Annotated in this window: 18 protein-coding genes; 12 read left to right on the top strand and 6 right to left on the bottom strand. The window is 67.1% G+C overall.

From position 1 onward, the window contains the following. Positions 1–14: 14 nt before the first annotated feature. The 5 genes from U1701_RS09225 to U1701_RS09205 are packed head-to-tail and all read left to right on the top strand — an operon-like array spanning position 15 to position 5084. Positions 15–1205 carry an aldose 1-epimerase family protein gene (locus U1701_RS09225; RefSeq protein ID WP_332782259.1) on the top strand — a complete coding sequence of 397 codons (1191 nt, stop codon included), beginning with the start codon at positions 15–17 and terminating at the stop codon, positions 1203–1205. Continuing rightward, a complete protein-coding gene (locus U1701_RS09220) occupies positions 1202–1954 on the top strand; it encodes an SDR family NAD(P)-dependent oxidoreductase (RefSeq protein ID WP_332782258.1) in 753 nt (250 codons plus the stop codon). The genes U1701_RS09225 and U1701_RS09220 overlap by 4 nt, the downstream gene beginning before the upstream one ends. Before the next feature lie 7 nt (positions 1955–1961). Beyond that, positions 1962–3164, top strand: coding sequence for a CaiB/BaiF CoA transferase family protein (locus U1701_RS09215; RefSeq protein WP_332782257.1), 1203 nt, complete (start codon positions 1962–1964; stop codon positions 3162–3164). Then, positions 3164–4306 (top strand): carbohydrate ABC transporter substrate-binding protein, encoded by a 1143-nt coding sequence (locus U1701_RS09210; RefSeq protein WP_332782256.1) that lies wholly within the window; start codon positions 3164–3166, stop codon positions 4304–4306. Before U1701_RS09215 ends, U1701_RS09210 begins: the two co-directional genes overlap by 1 nt. A 7-nt stretch (positions 4307–4313) precedes the next feature. After that, on the top strand, positions 4314–5084 hold the full coding sequence (locus U1701_RS09205) for an enoyl-CoA hydratase/isomerase family protein (protein WP_332782255.1): 771 nt from the start codon (positions 4314–4316) through the stop codon (positions 5082–5084). Here U1701_RS09205 and U1701_RS09200 read toward each other — a convergent pair whose 3' ends face one another. After that, positions 5085–6395, bottom strand: coding sequence for an MFS transporter (locus U1701_RS09200; RefSeq protein ID WP_332782254.1), 1311 nt, complete (start codon positions 6393–6395; stop codon positions 5085–5087). Positions 6396–6431: 36 nt separating this feature from the next. Further along, positions 6432–7571, bottom strand: a complete 1140-nt coding sequence (locus U1701_RS09195; protein WP_332782253.1) for a mandelate racemase/muconate lactonizing enzyme family protein — start codon at positions 7569–7571, stop codon at positions 6432–6434. A 58-nt stretch (positions 7572–7629) separates the two neighbouring features. Here U1701_RS09195 and U1701_RS09190 point away from each other — a divergent pair, with 58 nt between their 5' ends. From U1701_RS09190 to lldD, 6 genes are read left to right on the top strand one after another with little or no spacing between them, the layout of a single operon-like run. After that, positions 7630–8343 carry a GntR family transcriptional regulator gene (locus tag U1701_RS09190; RefSeq protein ID WP_332782252.1) on the top strand — a complete coding sequence of 238 codons (714 nt, stop codon included), beginning with the start codon at positions 7630–7632 and terminating at the stop codon, positions 8341–8343. 5 nt (positions 8344–8348) lie between these two features. Next, positions 8349–9176 (top strand): amidohydrolase family protein, encoded by an 828-nt coding sequence (locus U1701_RS09185; protein WP_332782251.1) that lies wholly within the window; start codon positions 8349–8351, stop codon positions 9174–9176. Between the two features lie 57 nt (positions 9177–9233). Beyond that, positions 9234–10244, top strand: a complete 1011-nt coding sequence (locus U1701_RS09180; RefSeq protein WP_443026025.1) for an aldo/keto reductase — start codon at positions 9234–9236, stop codon at positions 10242–10244. Positions 10245–10254: 10 nt separating this feature from the next. Continuing rightward, positions 10255–10986 (top strand): SDR family oxidoreductase, encoded by a 732-nt coding sequence (locus tag U1701_RS09175; RefSeq protein ID WP_332782249.1) that lies wholly within the window; start codon positions 10255–10257, stop codon positions 10984–10986. Next, positions 10983–11354: an L-rhamnose mutarotase gene (locus tag U1701_RS09170; RefSeq protein ID WP_332782248.1), complete on the top strand. Its 372-nt coding sequence runs from the start codon at positions 10983–10985 to the stop codon at positions 11352–11354. The genes U1701_RS09175 and U1701_RS09170 overlap by 4 nt, the downstream gene beginning before the upstream one ends. Positions 11355–11378: 24 nt before the next feature. Then, positions 11379–12509 carry an FMN-dependent L-lactate dehydrogenase LldD gene (gene lldD / locus U1701_RS09165; protein ID WP_332782247.1) on the top strand — a complete coding sequence of 377 codons (1131 nt, stop codon included), beginning with the start codon at positions 11379–11381 and terminating at the stop codon, positions 12507–12509. Here lldD and U1701_RS09160 read toward each other — a convergent pair. The 4 genes from U1701_RS09160 to U1701_RS09145 form a co-directional block, all read right to left on the bottom strand. Then, complete coding sequence (locus tag U1701_RS09160) at positions 12506–15184, bottom strand: glycoside hydrolase family 2 TIM barrel-domain containing protein (protein WP_332782246.1); 2679 nt, start codon at positions 15182–15184, stop codon at positions 12506–12508. The genes lldD and U1701_RS09160 overlap by 4 nt on opposite strands. 1 nt (position 15185) lies before the next feature. Next, positions 15186–16472 carry a glucuronyl esterase domain-containing protein gene (locus U1701_RS09155; RefSeq protein WP_332782245.1) on the bottom strand — a complete coding sequence of 429 codons (1287 nt, stop codon included), beginning with the start codon at positions 16470–16472 and terminating at the stop codon, positions 15186–15188. Positions 16473–16488: 16 nt separating this feature from the next. Further along, a complete protein-coding gene (locus tag U1701_RS09150; RefSeq protein ID WP_332782244.1) occupies positions 16489–19137 on the bottom strand; it encodes a TonB-dependent receptor in 2649 nt (882 codons plus the stop codon). A gap of 91 nt (positions 19138–19228) precedes the next feature. After that, positions 19229–22759, bottom strand: a complete 3531-nt coding sequence (locus U1701_RS09145; protein ID WP_332782243.1) for a malectin domain-containing carbohydrate-binding protein — start codon at positions 22757–22759, stop codon at positions 19229–19231. 62 nt (positions 22760–22821) lie between these two features. Between U1701_RS09145 and U1701_RS09140 the strand changes: the two genes are divergently transcribed. Next, entirely contained in the window at positions 22822–25194 is a 2373-nt protein-coding gene (locus U1701_RS09140; protein WP_332782242.1) for a glycoside hydrolase family 95 protein, read from the top strand. The last annotated feature ends 1 nt before the right edge of the window (position 25195 follow it).

Raw genomic sequence — 25195 nt, 5'->3', positions numbered from 1 at the left:
TGAGAGGAGCCGAGATGGTCGCGTTATACGACCGCCAGTACAGCGCGCGGGATCTTGCGGAACACGGTGGCAGCCTGTCGCAATTCGCGGGCGTGCGGCTGATGACCCTGGGCGACGGCGTCGAGCGCGGCATCCGGCTGCTGGAGTTCCGCACCGGCACCGGCCTGCGCTTCACCGTGCTGGTCGACCGCTGCATGGACATCGCCGATTGCGAGCATCGCGGCCGGGCGATCGGCTGGCATTCCCCGACCGGTTTCCGCCATCCGGGCCTGCACGACTATGAAGGCGAAGGCGGCCTCGGCTGGCTGCGCTCCTTCTCCGGGCTGATGGTCACCGCCGGGCTCGACCACACGCTGTTCATGCACGACGACGATGCCGGCCATTACAATTACGGCCCTCGCGCAAAAGTGGCGTCATCGCTGCACGGGCGCGTCGGCACGATCCCGGCGCGACTGACCGGCTATGGCGAACGCTGGGAGGGCGACCGCTGCATCCTGTGGTGCGAGGGCGTGATCCAGCAATCGACGATGTTCGGCGAGGACCTGCATCTCCACCGCCGGATCGAGGCGGATGTCGGCGGCGACAGCATCCAGCTACACGACCGCGTCGTGAACCACGGCTTCTCGCCGACGCCGCACATGTTCCTCTATCACATCAATCTCGGGCACCCCGTGCTGGCCGAGGGCTCGCGCTATCTGGCGCCGCTGCGCGAGACGGTCTGGGCGGCGCATGCCGGCGCCGATTATGCCGCGAGCGGGGTCGGGTATCGCCACATGCCAGCCCCCCAGGCACGCTTCCATGAACAGGTCTGGCAGCACGAGATGGTGGCAGACACCGAAGGCCGGGTGCCGGTTGCGCTGGTCAACGACGCGCTCGGCATCGGCCTGCTGGTCGAGACGCGCAAGGACCAGTTTCCCGCCCAATATGAATGGCAGGCACTTCAGGCGGGCCAGTACGCGCTGGGCATCGAGCCATCGACCAACCACGTGCTCGGCAAGGGGTTCGCGCGCGAGCGCGACGAGCTGATCTGGCTTGAACACGGCGAGGATCGGCACTACGACACGGTTTTCACCGTGCTCGACGGCGGGGATGCCATTGCGGCGGCCGAAGCCCGGATCCGTGCGATCCACGATCAGCCGGGCGAGGATTTTCCCGAGCCGAGCAACGTCTACCCGCCGATCCGCGGGCGCGAGACCGCGGCGTGAGCATCGCGGGCAAGCGCATCCTCTATACCGGAGCTGCCGGCGGGCTTGGCGCGCCATCGACGCTGCACTTTCTTGAGGCGGGCGCTACGGTCATCGCCGCCGACCACAGCCAGAACAAGCTCGACGCGCTTGCTGCGACGGTGCCGGAACAGGCGCGCGCGCGCCTGGTGGCGCTGCACACCGACCTGTCCGATCTTGCCCGGTTTCGCGCTGATCTCGACGGCGTCCTCGCGGACATCGGCGGCATCGACGTGTTCATCAACAACGCCGCGATCTATCCGTCGAAGCGCTTCGAGGACTATACGATCGAGGAGCATCAGGCGGTGCAACGCGTCAACGTCGACGCGGGGATCGTCGCGGTGCAGGCTGCGCTGCCCGGCATGAAGCAGCGCCAATGGGGCCGCATCCTCAACATCGCCAGCGTCACCGCTTATGGCGGCTGGGCGCTGCTGTCGCCCTATGTCGCGTCGAAGGGCGCGCTGATCGGGCTGACGCGCGCCTGGGCCCGCGAGTTCGGCGGCGACGGCATCACCGTCAACGCGGTCTCGCCCGGCGCCTTCCCGACCGATGCGGAAAAGATCCATCCCGATCCTGATGGTTATGCCCGCTTCGTGCTGGATCACCAGGCGGTCAAGCGGCGCGGCGCGCCCGCCGACATCGCCCGCGCCCTCGCCTTCCTCGCGTCCGACGACGCGGGTTTCATCACCGGCCAGACGCTCAACGTCGATGGCGGCTGGATCATGCACTGAGGATCTTATGGGTATTTTGAGCGGCTATCGCGTTCTCGACTGTTCGATCGCGATGGCGGGGCCGTTCGCGGCCCAGCGTCTGGGCGACCTCGGCGCCGACGTAATCAAGGTCGAACCCGTCACCGGCGAATGGCAGCGCTTCCGCTCCGCAGGCGGCGCGCTAGGCAATCGCATAAACACCTCCTTCCTATCCCTAAACCGCAACAAACGCAGTCTCGCGGTCGACCTGAAGAGCGCCGAGGGCAAGGCGATCCTGCTCGAAATGGTGAAGACCGCCGACGTCTTCATCCAGAACTACCGCCCCGGCGTCGCCAAGCGGCTGGGCGTCGATTACGCCACGCTCAGCGCGATCAATCCGAAGCTCGTCTATGTCTCGATGTCGGGGTTTGGCGAAAGCGGGCCCTATGTCGACCGACCGGGCCAGGACCTGATCCTGCAGGCGATGTCGGGCGCGATGCTGTCCGCCGGCCGCGAGGGCGATCCCCCCGCCCCTGCCGGCCAGTTCCTCGCCGACGCGGTCACCGCCTATTCGGCGTTCGAGGGCGCGTTGGCCGCGCTGCTCCACCGCGAGCGCACCGGTGAAGGCCAGCTGGTCGAGGTCAACATGCTCGACGCGGTGGTGACGTTCCAGATGCAGGAGATGTCGGTCTTCACCGCCGGCGGCAAGCCGCAGACCCGCTCGGCCGAACCGCATGCGCACAGCTATATCCGCTCGCCCTACGGCGTGTTCGCGACCGCCGACGGTTTCATCGTCGTCGCCTTCGCCAGTCTCGCCAAGTTCGGCGAACTGATCGGCGAGCCGAGCTTTGCCGCGTTCGAGGACGAGGAAAGCGACAGCTGGACGCACCGCGACGCGATCTTCGCCGCGACGCGCGAACGGCTGAAGCATCGGCCGAGCGCCGAATGGCTCGAACTGTTCCGCGCGCACGACGTCTGGTCGGGCCCGGTCTATGGCTATGCCGACGTGGTCGCCGACCCGCAGGTCGCGCACAACCAGACCTTCGTCGAATATGACCACGACAGCGAAGGGCGCGTGAAGACCCCGGGGTTCCCGATCCGCTTCGCCCGCACGCCCTCCACGGTCGAGCGCGGCGCGCCGCAGATCGGCGAGCACAGCCGCGAGATCTTGGCCGAGGCCGGCTACGACGACGCTGCTATCGAGCGGCTGCTCGCGGCAGGCGCGGTGCGGCAGGATTCGGGCGCGGCCTGATGCACTATCGCGGCCTGACCTGGGATCATCCGCGTGGCTATCGCGCGCTACAGGCTGCCGCCGCGGGGCTGACGGAACGCGAGAACGGGCTGACGCTCGACTGGGATACGCATTCGCTCGAAGGGTTCGAGGCGCATCCGATCGCCGATCTGTGCGCGCGCTACGATCTGGTCGTGCTCGACCACCCGCATGTCGGAGAGGCAGTGGACGTCGGTTGCCTGGTGCCGCTGGAAACGCTGTTCGACGCGGAGCAGATCGCCGATTGGGGGGCCGCCTCGATCGGTCCGTCGCTTGTCAGCTATCGCTATGCCGAGCGGCACTGGGCCTTGCCGCTGGATGCCGCGACGCAGGTGATGGCGGCACAGGCAGATCTGCTCGACGCGCCGCTGCCGGAGACCTGGGCGGAAGTGCTCGCGATGTCCGAGCACCGGCCGGTCGCACTGTCGCTCACCGGTCCACATGCGGCGCTCACCTTCCAGTCGATCGTCGCCGCGATCGATGGCGCGCGCGTGCGCGATCCTGACCGCTTCGTGCACGACAATAGCGGGGCAGCGGCCCTGGACATCATGGCGCCGCTCGCATCCCGGACGCCCGACACGGCGCGCGACCTCAATCCCATCGCGCTGCTTGAGCGGATGCGTCACGACGACGACGTGGTGCTGTGCCCGCTGGTCTATGGCTATGTAAATTATGCTGCGCCCGTCGACGGCGGCCGGGCGATCCTGTTCGGCGATGCCCCGGCCACCCATGCGGGCGGTCGTCGCGGCTCCACCCTGGGCGGCACCGGCATCGGCATTTCCACGCGCGCCGAAGTCTCGCCGGCCCTGCTCGACCACCTCCGCTGGCTGATCAGCGACACCGCGCAACGCGACTTCATCCCCACGCACGACGGCCAGCCGAGCCGGCGCTCGGCGTGGAGCGACGACGCGGTAAACGCGCGCTGGGGTGATTTTTATCGCAACACCGCCGCCACGCTCGAGGACGCGTATGTCCGCCCGCGCTTCCCCCACGCGATCGCGCTGCAGACCGAAGTGTCCGCGATGCTCCGCGACGGACTCGCAACGGGGACGCCGCACGCGACGCTGCTGGGCGCGATGCAGGATGCCTATCGCCGCCATCGCCCGCTGGCCGCCGAACTCTAGGATCACCATGACCGACAATATCCTGTTCACCGTCGATGGCGCCGTCGCGACGATCACGCTCAACCGGCCGGAGAAGCTCAACGCTGCGACTCCGGCGATGTCCAAGGCGATCGTGGAGGCGGTGGGCGAGTGCAATCGCAGCGACACGATCCGCTGCGTGATCCTGACCGGTGCCGGCCCGAAGGCGTTCTGCGCCGGCTCCGACATCGCCGAACTCGACAGCTACGCGACGCCCTGGGACTTCCGCAATCGGGACGATTATTGCGACGCGATCCACACGCTGCTGAAACCCACCATCGCCGCAGTCAACGGCTATGCGCTCGGCGGCGGGCTCGAGACCGCATTATCGTGCGACATCCGCATCGCGTCGTCCACCGCGCGCTTCGCGGCGCCCGAGATCAAGCTCGGTTGGATCGGCGGCGGCGGCATGGCGGCGATGCTGGCGCACTCGATCGGCATGTCGAACGCCGCGCTGATGATCATGACCGGCGATCCGGTCGATGCGGAAACCGCGTTGCACTGGGGCCTGATCAGCGAAGTCACCGCGCCCGAGGCGTTGATAGACCGCGCGCGTGCCATCGCCGAGGCCATCGCCGCGCGAGCGCCGATCGCGGCGGAGACCGCAAAGCTCAACCTGCGCGCAGCGGTGTCGATGCCGCTCGACAAGGCGATGGAGTATGAGCGCGACCTGCAGACGATCTGCTTCGCCACCGCCGATGCGGCGGAAGGCCGCGCCGCCTTCAGGGAAAAGCGTGCGCCGATCTTCCGGCGCCGCTGATTACTTCACCGAGCGGATCGGCAGGACGAACATCGAGCCTGCGAGCACGAACAGGATCGCGGCGACGAAAAGCACGCGATAATCGTTGCCCGACACGCTCAGCATCCACGCCGCCATCACCGGGCTGAGTATTTGCGGGATGTTGACCGCGGTGGTCAGGATGCCGAGATCCTTGCCGGTCGCATCGTCGTCCGCAGCCCCGTCGGCCCGTGTGGGCAGCACCTGAGTCATCAGCGCCATGTCGACCGACATGAACGCGCCGTACCCGAGGCCGATCAGCACCGCGTAGATATACATGCCCTGCATCGTCGGCATCAGCAGTGGGACCATCAGCGCCACGCCCATCGTCAGGCTCGACAGGAACACCAGCGGCTTGCGCCGGCCGATGGCATCGGAGACCAGCCCCGATCCGAACCCCGACAGCACCAGCGCAACGAAGGTGATCGACGACAACGTCGCGATCGTCCGGTTCGAGTCGGCGACACTCAAATGGATATGGTCCTGCAGGATGTAGAGCAGGTAGGTGACGATCCCCTGATAACCCATGTAGATCGTGAACCGGCCGAGGAACGCCCAGGCGAAATCAGGATGCGCGCGTGGGCTGATCCAGAAGGATTTGAAGAACGACCGCAAGTCGAGCGGCGCGCGGGGACGCGGCGATTCCGTGATGCGCGGTTCGGGGTTGAGCAGCACGAACAGGATGCAGACGACCGCGATGGCGCCAGCGAACAGCGCATAAGCGAGCACGATATGCGCGGCGATCGACCCGGCAAGGACGATGCCCACTGTTCCGCCCGCGGTCATCCCGGCGCCGACGAACCCCGACGCGGTGCCGCGCTCCTCGGGACGGAACCGGTCCGCGACGATCGTCGTGATCGCCGCCTGCATCGAATTCAACGCGACCGCGGCGACCACCCACAGCGTCGTGATCAGCCAGAGGTCACGCACCTGCGACACCGCGAACAGGCTGGCACCGCCGATCAGCGCGCCCGCGACGATCCACGGTGTCCGCCGGCCCCAGCGCGTCCGCGTCCGATCTGAAAGTGCGCCGGCAATCGGAGTCGCGAGCGTGCTGAACACCGAGGTGACCGCGAAGACGATCGCGAGATCGCGCGACTTGTGCTCATGGTCCAACGCCTCGATCTGGTTGGGCAGCAGCACCGACAGCACGCCGCAATAGAGCGCGAGGAGGACGAAGAAGACCGCGGTCAGCGACCCAAGCAGCACCCACTTGGCGCGCCCCACGGCATGCCGTTCGCCCGCCAGCAGCGCCGCGGCATCGTCCGCCCGCATAGCCATCGCTTCGTCCATCGGTCTTCTCTCCCTGGGCCTGCGACGGGTTCGTCGTCAGGCGCTCGCCAGCCGTGGCAGCATCGGTGGCGCGCCCATGGCGCCGCGATCGACCAACATCGGACGGTGCCAGTCCCGCCGTGCCGTGTCGCTCAGCACCAGCCCGTGGCCGGGCGCCTCAGATCCCCAGATGAACCCGTCGCGCATCGGATAGGTCGTCTCGACCAGATGGTCGAAATTCTGGTAGCTGTATTCGAGCCAGTCGACCTCAGGCAGCGCGAGCGCCATGTTGACGCCGATCTCGAGGAAGCTGTTCCCAAGCGAGACAGGCACACCCATGTCGGCGGCCAGCCAGCCGATCCGCATGACGTCGGTCACATGGCCATGCACGTTGAGCATGTCGGTCGCGCCCGCTTGCATCAGCGCGCGCTTGCCCGATGCGTCGAGATATTCGCCCGAATTGACCAGCGTAGGCCCAGCGGTTTCGCGCAGCACGCGCAGGCCGTCGAAATCATGGCGCAGCACCGGGTCCTCAACCCAGAAGATCGGATGCCCGGCGGCGCGCATCGCGTCGAGGTTGGCGATCGTCTGCTTGGGCGACCAGGCTTCGTTGGCGTCGATCATCACGGTCGCGCTCTCGCCGACCGCTTTGCGGAGCAAGTCGAGGCGGTGGATGTCGCGGTCGAGGTCGGGATGCCCGGCCTTGATCTTAAACGCCGTGAACCCCTGCGACGCGGCGATGCCGAACAGTTCGGAGAAGTCGTGATCGGACAAATGGAAATCGAGCCCGCTGGCATAGGCGCGCGCCTTGTCGCGACGCGCGCCGAGCAGTTTCCAAAGCGGCAGCCGGACCGACTTCGCGAACAGGTCCCAGACCGCCTGCTGCAACGCCTCCTCGCACGGCAGCGACAAGCGCCGGATGTTGCCCCCGCGCGGCCGTGAGACGCGGTGCGCCACCGCCCCGGCCAGATCGCCCTCCAGCGTCGGCCAGACCTCAGTACGGAACATGCGCACCATCTCGGCTTCGTCGGGCAGCGGGTGGAACAGGCTCTGGATGAAGCCCAGGCCCACCGAGCCATCCTCGCCGACGAGTTCGAGCGCGGCGACGTTGACGTCGTCGGCGCGGACCTGACTATCCCCGATCAGGCGATCGCGAAGGAACTGGAATCGGGTGATTCGGAAGTCGACTATGCGCATGATCGACGGTACACTCTTTCCAGATGGTCGTTTTGAAATATCAGTACTAAGGTGAGATATGGCAGCTAAGGGAACGGTGCAAGCGCAATTTTCGGGCGTCGAGAGCACTGCCGTCATACCGGTGGAGACGGTGCGGCTGAGCGATATCGCCTATCGAAAAGTGCTGGAAGGACTGTTCGACCGGACGGTGCCGGCCGGCGCGTTCGTGTCGCAGAACGACCTCGTCAACCTGCTCGACATCCCGGTCCAGCCCTTGCGGGATGCGCTTCGGGTGCTCGAGGCGGAGGGCGTGCTGACGATTCATCCGCGCTCAGGCATCCAGTTTCTCAAGCCCGACCTGGAGCTTGCGCGCAGTACCTATCAGTTCCGCACGATCATAGAGCGGCCCGCCGCAAAGACCTTTGCCGAGACGGGCAGCGCGCAGGAGATCGCGCTGCTGACCAAGGATCATCGCACGCTGATGAAGCGTATCGAGGAGGGCCAGTTCGACGCGCGAGTCACGGCGCGGTTAGGCGAACTGGAGGAGCGGCTGCACGGCGGGATGATCGCCAGCTTGCGCAATCCGTTGGTCGAAACGACGGCGCGGCGGCTCAAGAACTATGTCACGCTGATCCGGCTCGATCGCCTGATGACGCCGCCGTTGGCGCTGCGCACGCTGCGCGAGCATCTCGATATCCTCGAAGCCGCCGGCGCCCGTAATGGCGATGCTGCGGAACTCGCGGTTACGAACCATTTCCAGGCAGCACTGCAGCGCATCCTCGGGATGTTCTAACGCGCATGCGCATCTTCGACTCGCATCAGCATTTCTGGCGGCTGGATACGCCGGGCCATGCCTGGCCCGACGCCGACTGGCCGTCGATCCACCGCGACTTCCTGCCCGACGATCTGCGCGCCGCCGCTCGCGGCGTCGATCTCGTCGGCACAGTGCTGGTGCAATCGCAGCCCGACGATCGCGATACCGACTGGATGCTCGCGCTGGCGGCGCACGATCCGCTGATCGAGGGCGTGGTCGGTTGGGTCGATCTCGCAGACCCCGGTGCGCTCGCGCGCATCGCCGAATTGGCGACGCACCCCAAGCTCAAGGGCCTGCGTCCAATGCTGCAAGGGATGGCGGATACCGAATGGATCCTGTCGCCCGCGGTCGGCCCGGCTATCGAGGCGCTGATCGCCGCAGGGCTGCGCCTCGACGCGCTGGTCGAACCGCGTCACCTGCCCGTCCTGCCCCGGCTCGCGGCGCGCTGGCCGGAGCTTGCGATCGTCATCGATCACGCTGCCAAGCCGCCCGCGGCGAGCGGCGGCCTCGATCCTTGGCGCGAGGCGATTGCCGTCTGCGCGCGACTGGGCATGTCCTGCAAACTCTCCGGGTTGCGCACCGAACAGGCGCCCCGCCAGTCCGCGCAAGAACTCGCTCCGTACGTTACCCATCTCGTCGACTGTTTCGGCGACCGCCTGATGTGGGGCAGCGACTGGCCCGTGCTGATCCATGCCGGCGACAGCTACCATGACTGGATCGAGACATGCCGACAGCTCGCCGGCGTCGATCCGGCGGGCGAAGCCTGGCTGTTCGAAGGCGCCGCCCGTCGCTTCTACGGGCTTGAGGGTTGACACTGACGTATTAAATAATTCATCTGAAATATCAGTTGGAGCGGATCATTGGTGGACTTGGCCTCTTTGGGTGCGTTGGGTTTCGGCGCTGGATCGATCGGCAACCTGTATCGGGCCATGTCGGACGAGGCCGCGGCGGCAACGCTCGACGCTGCCTGGGATGCCGGTCTGCGCTATTTCGACACCGCCCCGCATTACGGCTTCGGGCTTAGTGAGAAGCGCGTCGGCGCGGCGTTGGCACGCCTCGATCCGCACGAGACCGCGGTGATCTCGACCAAGGTCGGCCGCCGGCTGAACCCGGTGCCGCACGCCGACCTGACCACGCTGCGCCAAGCCTTCGCCAGCCCCGAACCGTTCGAAAGCGCATTCGACTACACCCGCGACGCGGTGCTGCGCTCGCATGACGAGAGCAAGGCGCGGCTGCAACGGACGCGGATCGATATCCTCTATGCGCACGACATCGGCCGCTTCGCGCACGGCGACGCGCATGAGCAGCGGATGCGCGAGTTCCTCGACGGCGGCTACCGCGCCATGCGCGAACTGCGCGACAGCGGCGCGGTCGGCGCGATCGGAGTGGGCGTCAACGAGACCGCGGTGTGCGAAGAGGTCCTCGCGCATGGCGATCTGGACGTGATCCTGCTGGCCGGCCGCTACACCTTGCTCGAACAGGCGCCGCTGGACAGCTTCCTGCCCCTGTGCACGCGGCGCGGCGTCAAGATCGTCCTCGGCGGTCCGTATAATTCGGGCATCCTCGCCAAGGGCGTTCGCGGCGGTGGCGAACTGCATTACAACTACAGCCCCGCCCCGCCCGAGATCGTCGCACGTGTTGCCGGCATCGAGGACATCTGCGCGGCGCACGCGGTGCCGCTGGCCGCGGCCGCACTGCAATTTCCGCTCGCGCATCCGGCCGTCGTCTCGGTGATCCCCGGCATGGCGAGCCCACACCAGGTGGCCGAGGCCGTGCGGCTGATGGCGCTGCCGATCCCCGCGGCGCTGTGGAGCGACCTCAAACAGGCGGGTCTGATCCGCAAGGACGCGCCGGTGCCAACCCTTCAACCCACAATCTAGGATCATCCGCATGGGCCGCCTTCAAGGCAAGATCGCCGTCGTCACCGCCGCCGGCCAGGGCATCGGCCGCGCCAGCGCCGAACTGTTCGCGCGAGAAGGCGCGCAGGTCATCGCCGCCGACATCAATCCCGACACGCTGGCCACGCTCGAGGGATGCGCGACGCACGCGCTCGACCTGACCGACGGCGCCGCGATCCGCGCGTTCGCCGAGACGATCGGTGGCATCGACATTCTCTTCAACTGCGCAGGCTTCGTCCATGCCGGCTCGCTGCTTACCACCGACGAGGAGGATTTCGACTTCTCCTTCGATCTCAACGTCCGCTCGGCGTACCGCATGATCCGGGCGTTCCTGCCCAGCATGATCGCGCGCGGCGGCGGCTCGATCGTCAACATGGCCTCGGTCGCTGGCACGATCATCGCGGTGCCCAACCGCTTCGTCTACGGCGCGTCGAAAGCGGCCGTCGTCGCGCTGACCAAGTCGGTCGCACTCGACTTCGTCGGAGACGGCATACGCTGCAACGCGATCTGCCCGGGCACCGTACAATCGCCGTCGCTCGACCAGCGCATGGCCGCGACGGGCGACGCGGACAAGGCGCGGTCCGATTTCGTGGCCCGCCAGCCGATGGGGCGGCTGGGCGATCCCGCCGAGATCGCGGAACTCGCGCTGTATCTGGCGAGTGATCTGTCGTCCTATACGACGGGCACCGCCAACGTGATCGACGGCGGCTGGTCGAACGCATGAGCCAGCGTATCTGCCTTGCGCTCGATCTGGTCGATGATGCCGAAGCGATCGCGGAGTATGAGCGCTGGCACCGGCCCGGGAACACGCCGCCCGCGGTCACGCAATCGATCCGCGATGCCGGCATCACCGACATGCAGATTTATCGTGCTGGCACCCGGCTGTTCATGATCATCGAGGCCGACGACAGCTATGCGCCCGAGCGCAAGGCCGAGGCCGATGCCGCGAACCCGGCCGTCCAGCACTGGATCGCGCTGATGGCGCCGTTCCAGCGCCCGGTCCCCGCCGCCGGGCCACGCGGTAGCTGGATCGAGATGGATCGCATCTTCCGGTTGACCGAGCACCGCGGCACGGCAGACCCCGCCCCATGATAGCCCCCGCATGATCGCTGGCGCATGATCATCGCCTCGACGCTCGACTTTCGCGAAGCCGCGCGTCGACGGCTGCCCCCCTTCCTGTTCCATTACGCCGATGGCGGCGCCTATGCCGAGCAGACGCTCGCGCGCAACACCGCCGACCTGGCCAGCCTGGCGCTGCGCCAGCGCGTGCTGCGCAACGTCGCTGATGTCGATCTGACGACCAGCCTTTTCGGGCGGACTCAGGCGATGCCGGTGGCGCTCGGGCCGGTCGGCATCGCCGGCATGTTCCGCCGTCGCGGAGAAGTGCAGGCGGCGCGGGCTGCCGCAGCGGCGGGCGTCCCCTTCTGCCTGTCCACCGTGTCGATCTGCTCGCTTGGCGAACTGACGCGCGCCGTGCCGAGCCCGATCTGGTTCCAGCTCTACGTCATCCGCGACCGCGCGTTCATGCGCGACTTGGTGGCGAGCGCGCGAGAGGCGGGTGCACAAGCGCTCGTGTTCACGGTCGACATGCCGGTGCCCGGCGCGCGCTACCGCGATGCGCATTCGGGCATGTCGGGCGCACGGGCGCCGTTGCGGCGGGCGATGCAGGCGCTGACGCATCCGCGCTGGACGTGGGACGTCGGTATCCACGGACAGCCGCACCGGCTCGGCAACCTAGAACCTTTGCTCGGCAAGGCGAGCGGCATGAACGACTATATGGGCTGGCTCGCCACCAATTTCGATCCGTCGATCGGCTGGGCGGACCTCGACTGGATCCGCAGCGAATGGAAGGGCCCGCTGATCATAAAGGGCATCCTCGATCCCGACGACGCACGCGCGGCGGCCGATATCGGCGCGGACGGGATCGTCGTTTCCAATCATGGCGGCCGGCAACTGGACGGCGTGCTATCGTCGGCACGGGCGCTGCCGGCGATCGCCGACGCGGTGCGCGACCGGCTGACGATCCTGGCGGATTCCGGCGTACGGTCCGGTCTGGACGTCGTCCGCATGCTCGCGCTCGGCGCGCAAGGCGTGCTGTTAGGCCGCGCGTGGCTTTACGCGCTTGCCGCACGCGGCGAGGCCGGTGTCGCGCAGTTGCTCGACCTGATCGACCGAGAAATCCGCGTGGCGATGGCGCTCACCGGTGTGCGCCGTATCGACGAGATCGACCGCTCGCTGCTCGCCTAACGCGCGGGCATCACGTCGATCGCCGAAACGATCGCCTCCCCCGTGTTACCGCGGAAATCGAGCTTGAGCACACCGCGCTCGGCGACCGCGGGCAGTTCGATCCGCGTCGCGCGCAACGGACCACCGGCCAGCGCGGCCACGTCGATGCCATCGCGGCGCGCGCCACCGGTGACGACCACCGAGAAGACGCGTTTGCCTGGCGCTTCGGTCGGCTCCATCAGGTGCAGCGTCACGCGGTAGCGCCCGTCGGGCACCGGCAGCGCATAGGAAAAGGCCGAACCCGCCCGCCAGCTTGCGTAGAGCTCCGGTGCGGCCGCGCCCACCACCGTCTTCGTCGCCTTTGGCGTTGCCCCGGCGCCGCTGGCGTACAATTCCTTCTGATACGGGTTCAGCGTGAAGCCGGTGCCACCGGTGAAGAACGCGTCCGAACCGTAGCGCGTGCCATCGGCGAGCGTCACGCCCGTCAGCGAACCCGTCCGCAGGTGCAGCGCATCCGCAGGCCCCACATAGCGCCAGCGCACTTCGTCGGTCACCGACTTGCCGCCGACCCGCGCCGAGACCGTGACGCGGTTATCCCCCGCTGCCAGCCGCACACCCGGCCAGGTGCAGACGTGATCGGCGCAAGTCGCGCTGCCGATTGGCCGCCCGTTGACTGACAGCATGGCCTGCCCAGCGTTGCTGTAGGCGCGAACATCGGTAACCGGATAGGCGCGATCGACATAGCGCCGGCCGGTCAGGTACAGCAACGGGTCGCTGCTCCACGCCGCCTTGTAGAACCAGAAGGCGTCTTTCCGGACCTTGCGATCGAACGTCACCAACCCCTTGGTATTGATGTCGAAGCTGTCGCCCTCCTCGCGCAGGTCGCTGGTCGCGTCGAACATCTGCCAGACATAGCTCCCCCACAGGAAGTCGAGCGGGGCGAGCCCCTTCCACGACAGTTCGTGGACGGCGCTCTGCACTTCCTCGGGTTGCGGGCGATAGATGCTCTCGATCCGGCCGCCATAGGGGTTGTCGGTATGCTGCGAGATCGCCCCGCCCGCGCCATATTCGCCCACGCCGATCGGCAGTTGCGGCCGCTGGCGATGCAGCGCGGACATCACAGCGCCGAGCTTGCCTGCTTCCTCGGCATGACCGGAGCCATACCAGCCGAGATAAAGATTATACGCGACGGTATCCGCGGTCCCCGAGGTACGATCGACACCTGTTTCGCGCTCGCCCGGCAGCGGCTCGCAGCAGACCGCGATGGTCGTCGGCCGCTCGGGGTCTTCGACATGCGCCAGCTGGTCGAGATTGCTCATCAGCGGCCGTGCGTTGGAGGGAGTCAGTCCCTTCGACGTCCAGTTGGTGATCTCGTTGCCGATCGACCAGGTCGCGACCGACGGGTGGTTGTAGTTCTGACGGATCAGTTCGCTCAGCTGCTGCCGCGCGCTCGCCACCATTTCGGGACTGGCATCGCGTTCGCCGGGAAGCGCGGCCAGGTTCACCAGTCCCAGTTCGGCCCACAGGACCATGCCGTCGCGATCGGCGAGATCGTAGAAGGGCTGCGCGTGATTATAGTGCGACAGCCGTACCGAGTTGGAGCCCATCTCCTCGATCAGCGCCATGTCCTCGGCATGGTCGGCGTCGGACAGCGCCCAGCCCTTGTCCTGCCGATCCTGGTGCCGCGTCACGCCGTGCAGCGGCGTCGGCTTGCCGTTCAAGATGAAACCGCGCGCCGCGTCGATCTTCATCGTACGCAGGCCGAGCGGTTGCTCGACGCGATCGAGCAGCCGCCCCGCGCTGTCGAGCACCTCCACCGTGGTGCGATAGAGATAGGGGTCGGCGCGTCCGTTCCAGCGACGCGGCCGCGCGATGGCCAGGGTCGCGAGGCTTTCCGATGCACCGCCAGCGGGCACCTGCACGCGCCGCTCGTCGGTCGCGACCTGCTTGCCGGCCGCATCGGCCACACGGGTGCGCACCGTCAGCGGCGCGAGACGCGCACCTGTGTTGCGCAGGCGGGTGCGGATCGAGACGCTCGCGGTCCGGTCGTCCAGAGAAAGCGTGCGTTCGTAGACGCCGGCGCTGCCGAGATCGAGCAGGTCGACATGCTGCGCGCCGACGACCATCATGCTGACCGGCCGATATAGTCCGCCATACATGAAGAAGTCGCCCGAGATCGGCACGATATGCCGCGTCGCGCTACCCGGGTCGGGCTTCGAATTGTCAACGCGAACCGCCAGCACATTGTCGCCGCCGTCCTGCAAGGCATCGGTCGCATCGAAGCGAAAGCGCGAGAAGGCGCCCTCGTGGCGGCCGAGCCGCTTGCCGTTCAGCCAGACGTCGGCGACGATGCTGGCGGCATCGAACTGCAGGAATACGCGCGCACCCGCCGCCCTGCGCGGTGCGGCGAAGTGGAGGCGATACCAGCCTATCCCGCGAACTGCGTTCGCATCCGCACGACGGATCGTCTGATAATTGCCGAGCTTGTTCCAGGTGTGCGGCACAACGACCGAGTCCCAACCGCGATCGTCGAACGCCGGCGTCGCAGCCGCTTCGCCCGCGGGACCGCCAAGCTGGAACTTCCATCCCGTCGCGAGTGCAATTTCGCTGCGTCCGGCCTGCGCCTGGACCGCCACGGGGGCGAGCATCGCCGCAAGTACCGCCGCTCCGTGCATCGTCATCCGAGTATGTGCCATGCTAGCCCCTTTTCCGCGCCGCCGGGACGCTGCGCTTGCCAAGGAACCGGTCGGCAAAGCCGATATAGCGAGCCCAGTCCCAGGCGGTGATGTCGTGCGCGCCGGTGCGCAGGTGATAGCTGATCCGCGACGAGATGGCCGCGCCGGCCGCCGGCATGACGTGGCCATCGAGCCCTTCGCCTGTCAGCATACGGTAGACCGGGTCGGCACCCGCAGCGGCGAGGAACTCGCCCTTCGGATCGGACCACCAGTCCTCGCTCGCGCTGGCGATGTAGACGGGTCGCGGCGCGATCAGCGCGACGAGTTCGTGCGCGTCGACCGGCAACTCGGCCTCGCGATCCGCATAGGTCTTGAACACCGGCGCGAACCAGTAATTGTTCATTACCCGGATCGTCTCGCCGAAGCGGCGGCGATACAGCGATGCACCGCCCTCCCCCGAATCGTTCGCGATGACCGCCGCGAAGCGCTGGTCGCTGGCTCCTGCCCACAGGGCGACCTTGCCATAGCGCGAATGGCCGATCGCGATTAGCCGGTGCGCGTCCACCGCGGGATCGGTGACTAGGTAATCGACCACGCGGCTCAGCCCCCAGGCCCAGGTCGCGATCGCGCCCCAGCGATCGGGTGCGCCGGGGCTGGTGCGGAACCAGGGCTGGATGCTTTCAGCGACTTTGCCGTCCCCATCGGGATAGAGGTCGCCGGTGAAATAGGTCGCAACGCCGTATCCGGCGCGCAGCAGCTGCTCGACCGGCCACTGGCTTGCGTCGGTACCGCGAGACTCCGCTGTGGCGCTGCCCTTGCGGATGCCGCTCGCCGGCGTCACCCAATTGTGCGTGATCGTCACCGCGGGATCGGCCGTGACCGCCTGGTTACCGTGGAAATTCGGGCCGACGAACACCGGCACCGGCCCCTTCGCGTTCGCCGGAAGGTACAGCAACACCATCAGCTGCGGCCCGTGTTCGGTGCCGTCGATCAGCACGCGCACCTGTCGGCGCACCGCCAGCCCGCCGAGCGCATGGCGATCCGTCTCGACTACCACGAAGCGTTGCCGACGCGGCGGCGGCGGCGCGACGCCGTAGATACTGTGCTCGAACGCGCGCAGCAGTTCGGGCCGACGCTCGCGCTGCCACATCCGCGCGCTGGTCACCTGCCGCCCGTCGGCCATCCGCAACGCATCCGGCAGCGTGTAGGCCGACACTTTCGCCTCGTCGCGATTGCCGTCCAGCTGCGCCGCCGCCGGCGTGGCGGCGACCAGCACGCCCGCGATCGCCAGCCTCGAGAACAGGGACATCGGCACGGTCTCCCCGTTAGAAGTTGATGTGGAAGCCGAGTTGATAGCTGCGATCGAGCTGGTTGGAGACGGTCGGGATGTCGGGCGATCCGTAATACTGGACCTGATAGGCCGACGACAGGTTCACCGCGTCGAACTTGATCGAGAGGTGGGGGTTGAGCGTGTAGGTCGCCGAAAAGTCGAGCGACTCCTGCGGCGCATTCCACAAGGTGCGACCAGCGGTATCGGCGAAGTTGGTCTGCACGCTCCGCGACCGCCAATTGTACGAAACGTGGAGCGATACCGGCCCCTTCTCGTAGATCCCGGTGACGTTGTAGGCGTTCTTCGAAAGCAGATCGGCGGGCACCGACACCGGCTGGCCGACGACCGGCAACGCGCTGTAGACATGCGTGAAATTGCCCTGGAACGCCAACCCGCTGAGCAGCCCCGGCAGGAAATCGAAGAACTGCTGATAGGTGACTTCGAAGCCCCGGATCTTCCCCGCGCCGGTATTGCGCGGGCGGGTGATCTGGTAGGGCTGGCCGTCGATCTGCTCGGTTTCCGCGAATTTCTGCGTGAAGCCGGTGACATCCTTCTGGAAGGCCGCCGCCGCGACGTAGTTCGACTTGCCGAAATAATATTCGAGCGAAGCGTCATACTGATCTGCACGCGTAGGGGCGAGATCGGGGTTGCCGCCGCTGCCCGTCTGCGACGGCACGTTGAGCACCAGCGCCGGCGACAGGTTGCCGAATTCGGGACGCGTGATCGCCTTCGAATAAGCGAGGCGCAGGAACAGGTCGGGCGTGAACTTCGCGCGCACGTTCACGCTCGGCAGCCAATTGTCATACGTCGCCTCGCCCGTCACCGGCACGAAGCCGGTGCCGCTGACCGCGTAGACCGACTGGCGGTTGCGCGTCGCAACGTAGCGAAGGCCGAGATTGCCATCGACCGGCAGGCCCAGGGTGAACGCGAACTGCGCCTGCGCATAGGCGGCCAGGGTAGATTCGCGATACTCGTAATGGTTGTTAAGCGGATAGGCCGGGTCGTCGCGGCTGACTCCGACGAGATCGCGCGTGGCCTCCATGTCCTTGATGTACCGGTCCTGGATCTGCAGCCACTGGTTGATCGGCAGGTTGTGGTCGGTGAAGAGGTCGCCAGGCGTCAGCGAACTGACATCGCCGAGCGGTTGCGCCAGCCTTACCGTCTGGCTGATGCTGTAGACGTCGTTGATGACCGTGTGCCTGGCGTAACGGGCGCCGACGAGCAGCGCGGTGAGCGGGCCGTCTGTCATCTCGTATTTCGCGTCCAGCCGGAACGACGGCTCGCGCCCCAGGCTCTGCTGTCCGAGGTCCGAATAGCTGACCGTGCCGGTATAGGCGGCGGGCGAGGTGAGATCGACCCCGGTCACCCCGACGATCGGCGTCGCGCCCGACAGGTCGATGGTGGCGCCGGGCGCGCGGGTCTGAATGATGACGCTGCGCGAATAGAACGGCCCCTTGCTCTCGATATACGAGCCCTCCCCCGCTAGCGAGAAGGCGCCGCTGCTCCAGTTGAAACCGAGCGCGGCAGCGATATTGTGATAGGGATTGTCCGACGCGCCCGTCGACGAGCGCACGAGTGCGTTGGCCAGCGTATAGCGGTCAGGGATGTTGGTCCCGTCCTTGAACGCGACCGGATCCGCCGTGGTGGCGCCGTCGGTCTGCACCGACAATTGCTGCGTATAACTGTGCCCGCCCGAATACGCGTAATTCACGTCGGCATGGAGTTCCAGCGTATCACTCGGCGTCCACTGCACCGCGCCATAGGCGGTCGTGCGCGTGCGCGTGCCCGTCTCGTAGCGCGGACGCACCTGGCTCGGCAGCGTCACCACGTCGCCGGCATCGTTCGGAAAGACGCCGTCGCCGTCGCGATCATACAGGTTGCGGTTATCGGCATAGACGTTGGTCGACACCTGGTAGCCCGCGGAATAGACGCGCTCGAACTGCCCGCCGGCCAGCACCCCCACTTCGCCGATCGGCGTGTCCCAGCGGTTGCTCACGACTCCCGAAAGGCGCGGCGACGCCTTGTTCTGGAAGTCGCTGTAATTGGCGGCGCCGGTCAGCGCCATGTGGAAGCCCTTGAAGTCGAACGGCCGCGCGGTGTGGATGTTGATGAGGCCGCCCAGCCCGCCCTCGATCTGATCGGAGGTCGCAGTCTTGTAAACGTCCAGACCGGACAGGATGTCGGCGGAAAAGTCGAGCAGGTTGGCGCTGCGGTTGGTGGTGGTGAAGAACTGGCGGCCGTTCACGGTCGTCAGCACCTGCTTCAGCCCGTGGATGACGTAGCTGTTGCCCTCGCCACGCGTGTTGCGCGAGACCTGTACGCCGGGAATCCGCTGGAGCGTCTCGGCGATGTTGGTGTCGGGCAACTTGCCGATATCCTCGGCGACGATCGAATCCTGGATCTGGTTGGACGACCGCTTGAGATTGGCGGCGTTCTGCAACGATGCGCGCAGGCCGGTGACGACGATGTCCGGTTCTTGCGGCGCATCCGTCACCGCGGCCTGGCTACCGGCGGCGCTACCTGCCTGCGCCTTTTGTGCGGGGTCTTCCTGCGCTGTCGTCGGCAGCGCTGTCTGCGCGCCTGCCGCCGTCGCGCATAACGCCACCCCACCACACGATACCATCAGGTAGAAACTGCGCTTCATAACCGACCTCTCCTGCGCTTCTACGCTTATCGGTATTTCAGATAGCAGCTGTGGTATCTCAGGCAAGGTCAAACTCGCTGACGGACTTCGCTCACTCCACGCGTACCGAATCGACAGCCAGTGACGGGGCCGTGGCGATATCCAGCACAGCCTCATACGCGCCCGCGTTGATCATCCCCGGCGTCTCGACCGCGACATCCTGCCACCCTTCGCCGCCGGCAAAGCGGACCGGCAGGCGAACGACATCGACGCCGCTCGAATCGCGCAGTCGCCATTCGCCCTGCAGCGCCGTGCCGGCGTTCCAGAAGCGCAGGCGGAAGCGGTGGCTCCCTGCGACATCGGTCAGCACGGGCCAGGCGATCCGGCCGGCGCCCGATCCGAACTGGACGTAACCCTGTCCGCCATATCCTTTCAGGCCTGTCGCGACCGCGCCGCCCGTGACCTTGCCGGCTTCCGCTTCCTTCAGCCCCGCATCACGCGCGAAGCTGAACTGCCCGGGGGCGTAGGGGGAAACCAGTGCGCGGCGGAACAGCGTCGGCATGTCGGTGCGCAGCGTGATCCGTTCGTCCGCCGCCAGCTTGCGCTGCGCGAAGTGCACAGGCGTGACGCGCTCCGGCATGGCAAGCCCGGCGGACAGGGTGGTGGCAGTCCAGCCTGGGGGTGGGGGCCCCTCACCTGCCACCGCGAGATAAGCCATGATCGGCACCTTCGCCGTCGCCACCAGGTCGCCCTGCTCACCCGCTGTCAACGCTTCGGCATCGAGCAATTCATACGGCAGACCGGTCCACCGCGCTTTGGTGGTCGTCGACGCCAATTCGGCATTGTCGACATAGCGTCGCAGCATCGGCGCCGCCTCCGGCCCGACGGCCAGCAGGTCGCTGTCGATCTCCGGCGCCGCCCCGCGGACCGGTCCCGCCCGGGCGATCGCGATCGCCGAGATCATCGCCTGTCCCGCCTGCGTGCGCGGGAATGCGATTTCCATGACCCCGCCCACCGCGGTGACCGTCACGACCTTCTTCAACGCCGTTTCGAAGCCGGCCTCGGCGAACACGTCGAGGTCACGCAGCACCGCCCGGCCATCCACCGCCACGTCGAACCGCCGCCAGCCGCGCGCGTCGATGCCCGTCCGCCCGTACCAGGGCTCGGCGAAATAGAGCTCCACGCGGTAGCGGCCGGCTGGCACCTTGAAATGATAGCGCAGCGCGTCTCGGCCATACCGGCTCGTCTGGAAAAGGGCCGGGGTGTCGCTACCGGCGATGGTGTCGAAGGTCTTGGTCCGGCTGCCGAGCGCGGGATCGAGCTCCGGATAAGTATCCGCCCAACTGGTCCAGCCCCACTCGGCGCCCTTCACCCAGTGGCGGTCGCCCGACCAAGTCTGGCCCGCGGCATCGCGCAACGCCGCACCGCCTGCATTCACCCGGTAGAGATAGGTCATGCCGGCAACGCCCCGCGTGAGCCCCGGCTGTCCGGCACCCGGCACCTTGCTGCCCGGCGCCGACGGCAGCAGCGGCAGGCGAACGCTGTCCGTAGCGCGCGCATCCACGCACCGGGCCATCAGCGTGTCGTAGCGCACCGCGACCTTTTCCCAGCGGAAGCGCTGCTCGGCATCGCGGCGACGCTGACCGAGCGAGATGCGGCCCGCAGCGTCGTTGAACAACTCTACCGTGTCGCAGTTTGAATAGACCTCGATCCCCGACCGCACCCCCGGGGTCGCCCAGCGGTCGGGCCATGTATGCGAAACGAGGTAGACGATCGGCGCGACGCTGCGCGGAACCTGCCGCGCACGGAACATGTAATAGACGTCGAGCGGCTCGCCCCACAGCGTCATCAGCCCCTTGTTGTTGGCAGGGCCGACATGGTCGAGCTCGCGCACCCCGTCCCAGATCTGCGTCCCGTCGCTGCGCATCGGCCGCCCCGGATTCTCATGGGTGGTAAGCAGCCAGTGGAACTGGCCGACGCTGCGCTCGGCAACGCCGTCGGCCAGCCGCGCCTTCTTCTGCATCAGCGCCGCCATCCGATCCTCGGAGAACGGGCGCTCGCCATAAGGCGCCTCGGCATGCAGCCCCAGGCTGCGCCATGCGCCATATTCGCCGACCAGCGCCTGCTTCACCATTTCCTCGCCGTAGCGATCGGGGTCGCCGCCATAGGTGCCGGACCAGTTCTGCGGCACGTTCCAGTCCGTGCCCTCGCCGCCATTGCACGTCGTTACCAGCCGTTGCTCCGACGCGGTCGGGTCGAGTGCGCGAATCACCGCCACCGCCTCCTCCGCGAATGCCTTTGGCAAGCGGCTTTCGTTCTGCAGCCCCCAGAGGAATACGGCGGGATTGTTGCGCCGCTCGCGCACCCAGTCGCTCATCAGCGTCTTGAAATTGGCACGAAACGCCGGGTTGTCGAACCACAGATGCGAGCTGAACTGCGGCCACCACAACAGTCCGTCGTGCGCGATCTTGTCGCCATAAGCGAGATTGTGCGGGTAGTGCGCGTCGCGAAACGCGTTGAACCCCGCCGCCTTCACCTGCTCGACGCGTGCCGAAACCTGAGCGGGCGAGAAGCTATGCGAGGCGCCAAGCAGATGCTCATACTCCCCCACGCCCCGGACCGAGAACGGTGCGCCGTTGAGATAGAGCCGCCGCGCGCCGCTGGGATCCGCCCGGATCTCGACGCTGCGGATGCCGTAGGGCGTGCTGGCCTCGTCGATCACCCGCCCCCCTTCCATCAGGCGCGCGCGCAACGTGTAGAGCGTCGGCGCGGCGGGCGACCACAGACGCGGCTTGGCGATGGCCGACAGCGCGCGATCGATCGTCTGCGATCCGCCCGCAGCCAGCGCGATGTCGGCCTGTTGGCTGGCGACGACGCGGCCGGCCGGATCGAGCATCTCGCCGACCAACCGGAAGCGGCGTTCGCGCGCCGAGCGGTTCTCGATCTCGGTCCGCATCGTCAGCTGCGCCTGCCGCGTGTCGATCGCACCGATCCGGCCCCAGGCGTAGATGCCGAACGGACGGACGCGTAGCGCGTCGCTGCGAACGACGCGGACCGGACGGAAAATGCCGAAGGGCTGCGAGCCCTCGCAACAGCCGCCGTCGGCCTGATCGTCGCCGGACACCCATGGGAGGTCGGTGATCCCCGCCGGATTGTCCACGCGGACGGCCAACACGTTGTCGCCGCGCCGTACCGCCTCGGTCACGTCCACCGTGAAGGCGGTCAGACCGCCGGCGTGACGGCCGACCGGCCGGCCGTTCAGCCACACCGTGGCATAGCTGTTCACGCCCTCGAACATCAGCGCGATGCGCTCGTCGGCCCGCGCTGGATCGATAGTCAGGTGCGTGCGGTACCAGGCCACGCCGTGGCGCGCGCCGCGTACCACCTGCCGGTCATAGGCATAGCCCTGCCAGTTATGCGGGACCGACACCGTCTGCCACTTGCTATCATCCACACCAATTCGCGCCAAACCATCGTTGGACTGTCCCGTCGCATCCGCATCGAACAGGACGGTCCGCCAGACGGTCGCCACGGCGCTCTCTTGGCGTGGCCCGGCGTGAGCGGAGCTGGTCGTCACCATGGCGGAGACGAGCAGCAGGATCGTCGCCAATGTCCGTGCAACCAAGCTGCGGTTCCAATCCATGACGATTCCTCTGATATTTCTTATATTGCTTTTGATATTGCAACAGCGATAGCAGTTTGCTGATGTCGCTGCATACCCCTTCGATCGACCCCATGATCACCCGCCGGTCCTTGCTGCAGTCAGCTACTGCGGCAGCCATCGTGTCGACCTCCGGCATCGCCGAGGGCGCAGAGCCATCCGATGCGGTGTCCAGCACTGACCCTGCCACGCTGATGTGGCATGCCAAACCTGCCGGCCAGTGGCAGGAGGGCTATCCGATCGGCAACGGCCGCATCGCCGCGATGATCCTCGGCCAAGTCAAGCGCGAGCGCGTGCAACTGAACGAAGGGACGCTGTTCTCTGGCGGGCCGTACGCCAACGTCAATCCGGACGCGCGCGCCGCCCTGCCCAAGGTGCGCGACCTGATCTTCGCCGGCCGCTACGCCGAGGCGGAGGCGCTTGCGGAGCAATCCGTACAGGCCAGACCGATGCGGGAAATGTCCTATCAATCGGTCGGCGACCTGCTGCTCGACTTTGTCGACGTCAACGAAACATCGATCGCCGAATATCGCCGCGAACTCGATCTCGACGCGGCGATCACCACCACGACGTTCGTCTCCGACGGCGTGCGCTACCGTCGAGAGGCGTTCGCGTCGGCGGTGGACGATGTGATCGTGATCCGACTAAGCGCCGACCGTCCCTTCTCGCTGGATTGCCAGCTTGCCAGCGGCCAGCGCAGCCGGGCCGAGGTGACGGGTGATGGCAGGCTGATGCTGCAGGGCGTCAACAACAGCGATTTCGGCATCCCCGGCCGCCTGCGTTTCGCCGCCGGTATCGAGGTCCTGCCGGAAGGCGGCACGATGACGCGCGACGGCATGGCAATCCGTGTGCGCGATGCGCGCGCGATCGTCGTGCTCGTTGCCATCGCCACCAGGTTTCGCTCGCCCGTCGATGTGGGCGGTGATCCCGCGGCGCTGGTCGTGCGCCGTTTGGCCGCCGCACGCGCCAAGAGCTGGCCGGCGTTGCGCGACGCGCATTGCACCGATCATCGCAGCCTGTTCCGACGCCTGTCGATCGATCTCGGCACCAGCGACGCGGCCAAGCGCCCGACCGACCAGCGTGCCGAACACGCGGTCGATCGCGACGACCCGGCGCTTGCCGCGCTGTTCGTGCAGTTCGGGCGCTACCTGCTGATAGCCTCCTCGCGTGGCGGCGAGCCCGCCAATCTGCAAGGCAAGTGGAACGACAGCAACCGCCCGCCCTGGGGTTCCAAATACACGATCAACATCAATACCGAGATGAACTACTGGCCGGCCGATTCCGGCAATCTCGCCGAATGCGTCGAGCCGCTGACCCGGATGGTCGAAGAACTCGCCATCTCCGGCGCGCATACCGCGCAGGCGATGTACGGCGCACGCGGCTGGGTGGCGCATCACAACACCGACCTGTGGCGGGCCTCGGGGCCGGTGGACCATGCCCGCACCGGGCTGTGGCCGATGGGTGCGGCGTGGCTGTCGTGCCAGCTCTGGGATCACTGGGACTTCCACCGCGACCCCGCCTATCTGCGCCGTATCTATCCGCTGCTGCGCGGCGCGGCGCTGTTCTTCCTTGATACGCTGGTCGAAGATCCGGCCAGCGGCACGCTGGTGACCAATCCCTCGCTGTCGCCCGAGAACGACCATGGCCATGGCAGTACGCTGTGCGCAGGCCCCGCGCTGGACCGCCAATTGCTGCGCGACCTGTTCGACCGCACTGCCGACGCCGCCAAGCTGCTGCGCCTTGACGCACCGCTTCGCCGGCAGCTGATCGAGACACGTGGCAAACTCGCACCCGATCGCATCGGCAAGGCGGGGCAGCTGCAGGAGTGGCTGCTCGACTGGGACGGCGACGCCGTCGAGCCGACTCACCGCCACACCTCGCACCTCTACGGGCTCTACCCGAGCCAGCAGATCGACCTCGACGAGACGCCTGCCCTCGCGGCGGCCACCCGGCGTTCGCTCGAGCTACGCGGTACGGAGGCGACCGGGTGGGCGCTGGCCTGGCGGATCAACCTGTGGGCGCGGCTGCGCGCCGCGCCGAACGCACATGGACTGGTCCGCCGGTTGCTGCAGTCGGCGCCCAATGCACCCGGCATGCTGGGGCTGCAGCCACCGTTCCAGATCGACTGCTTCTTCGGCGGCACGGCGGGCGTGCTCGAGATGCTGGTGCAGAGCCGCACGGACATCATCGACCTCCTGCCCGCGCTCCCCGCCGCCTGGCCGACCGGGCGGCTGACCGGCGTCCGCGTACGCGGCGCCTGTACGCTCGATCTCATATGGCGCGACGGACGCCCGACCAGCTTGGTGCTGCAACCGGAACGTCACGGCCAGCGTAAGATCCGGTTCGCCGGCAAGACCACCAACGTCCGCCTGTCCGCAGGACGGCGCCAGGTGATCGACCTGACGACGCTGGCCTGAC

Origin of the sequence: Sphingomonas rhamnosi (assembly GCF_036663615.1) — a bacterium.
GTDB lineage: Bacteria > Pseudomonadota > Alphaproteobacteria > Sphingomonadales > Sphingomonadaceae > Sphingomonas.
Note: the sequence above shows the minus strand (reverse complement) of the source record. Positions and strands in the feature narration are given on the sequence as shown.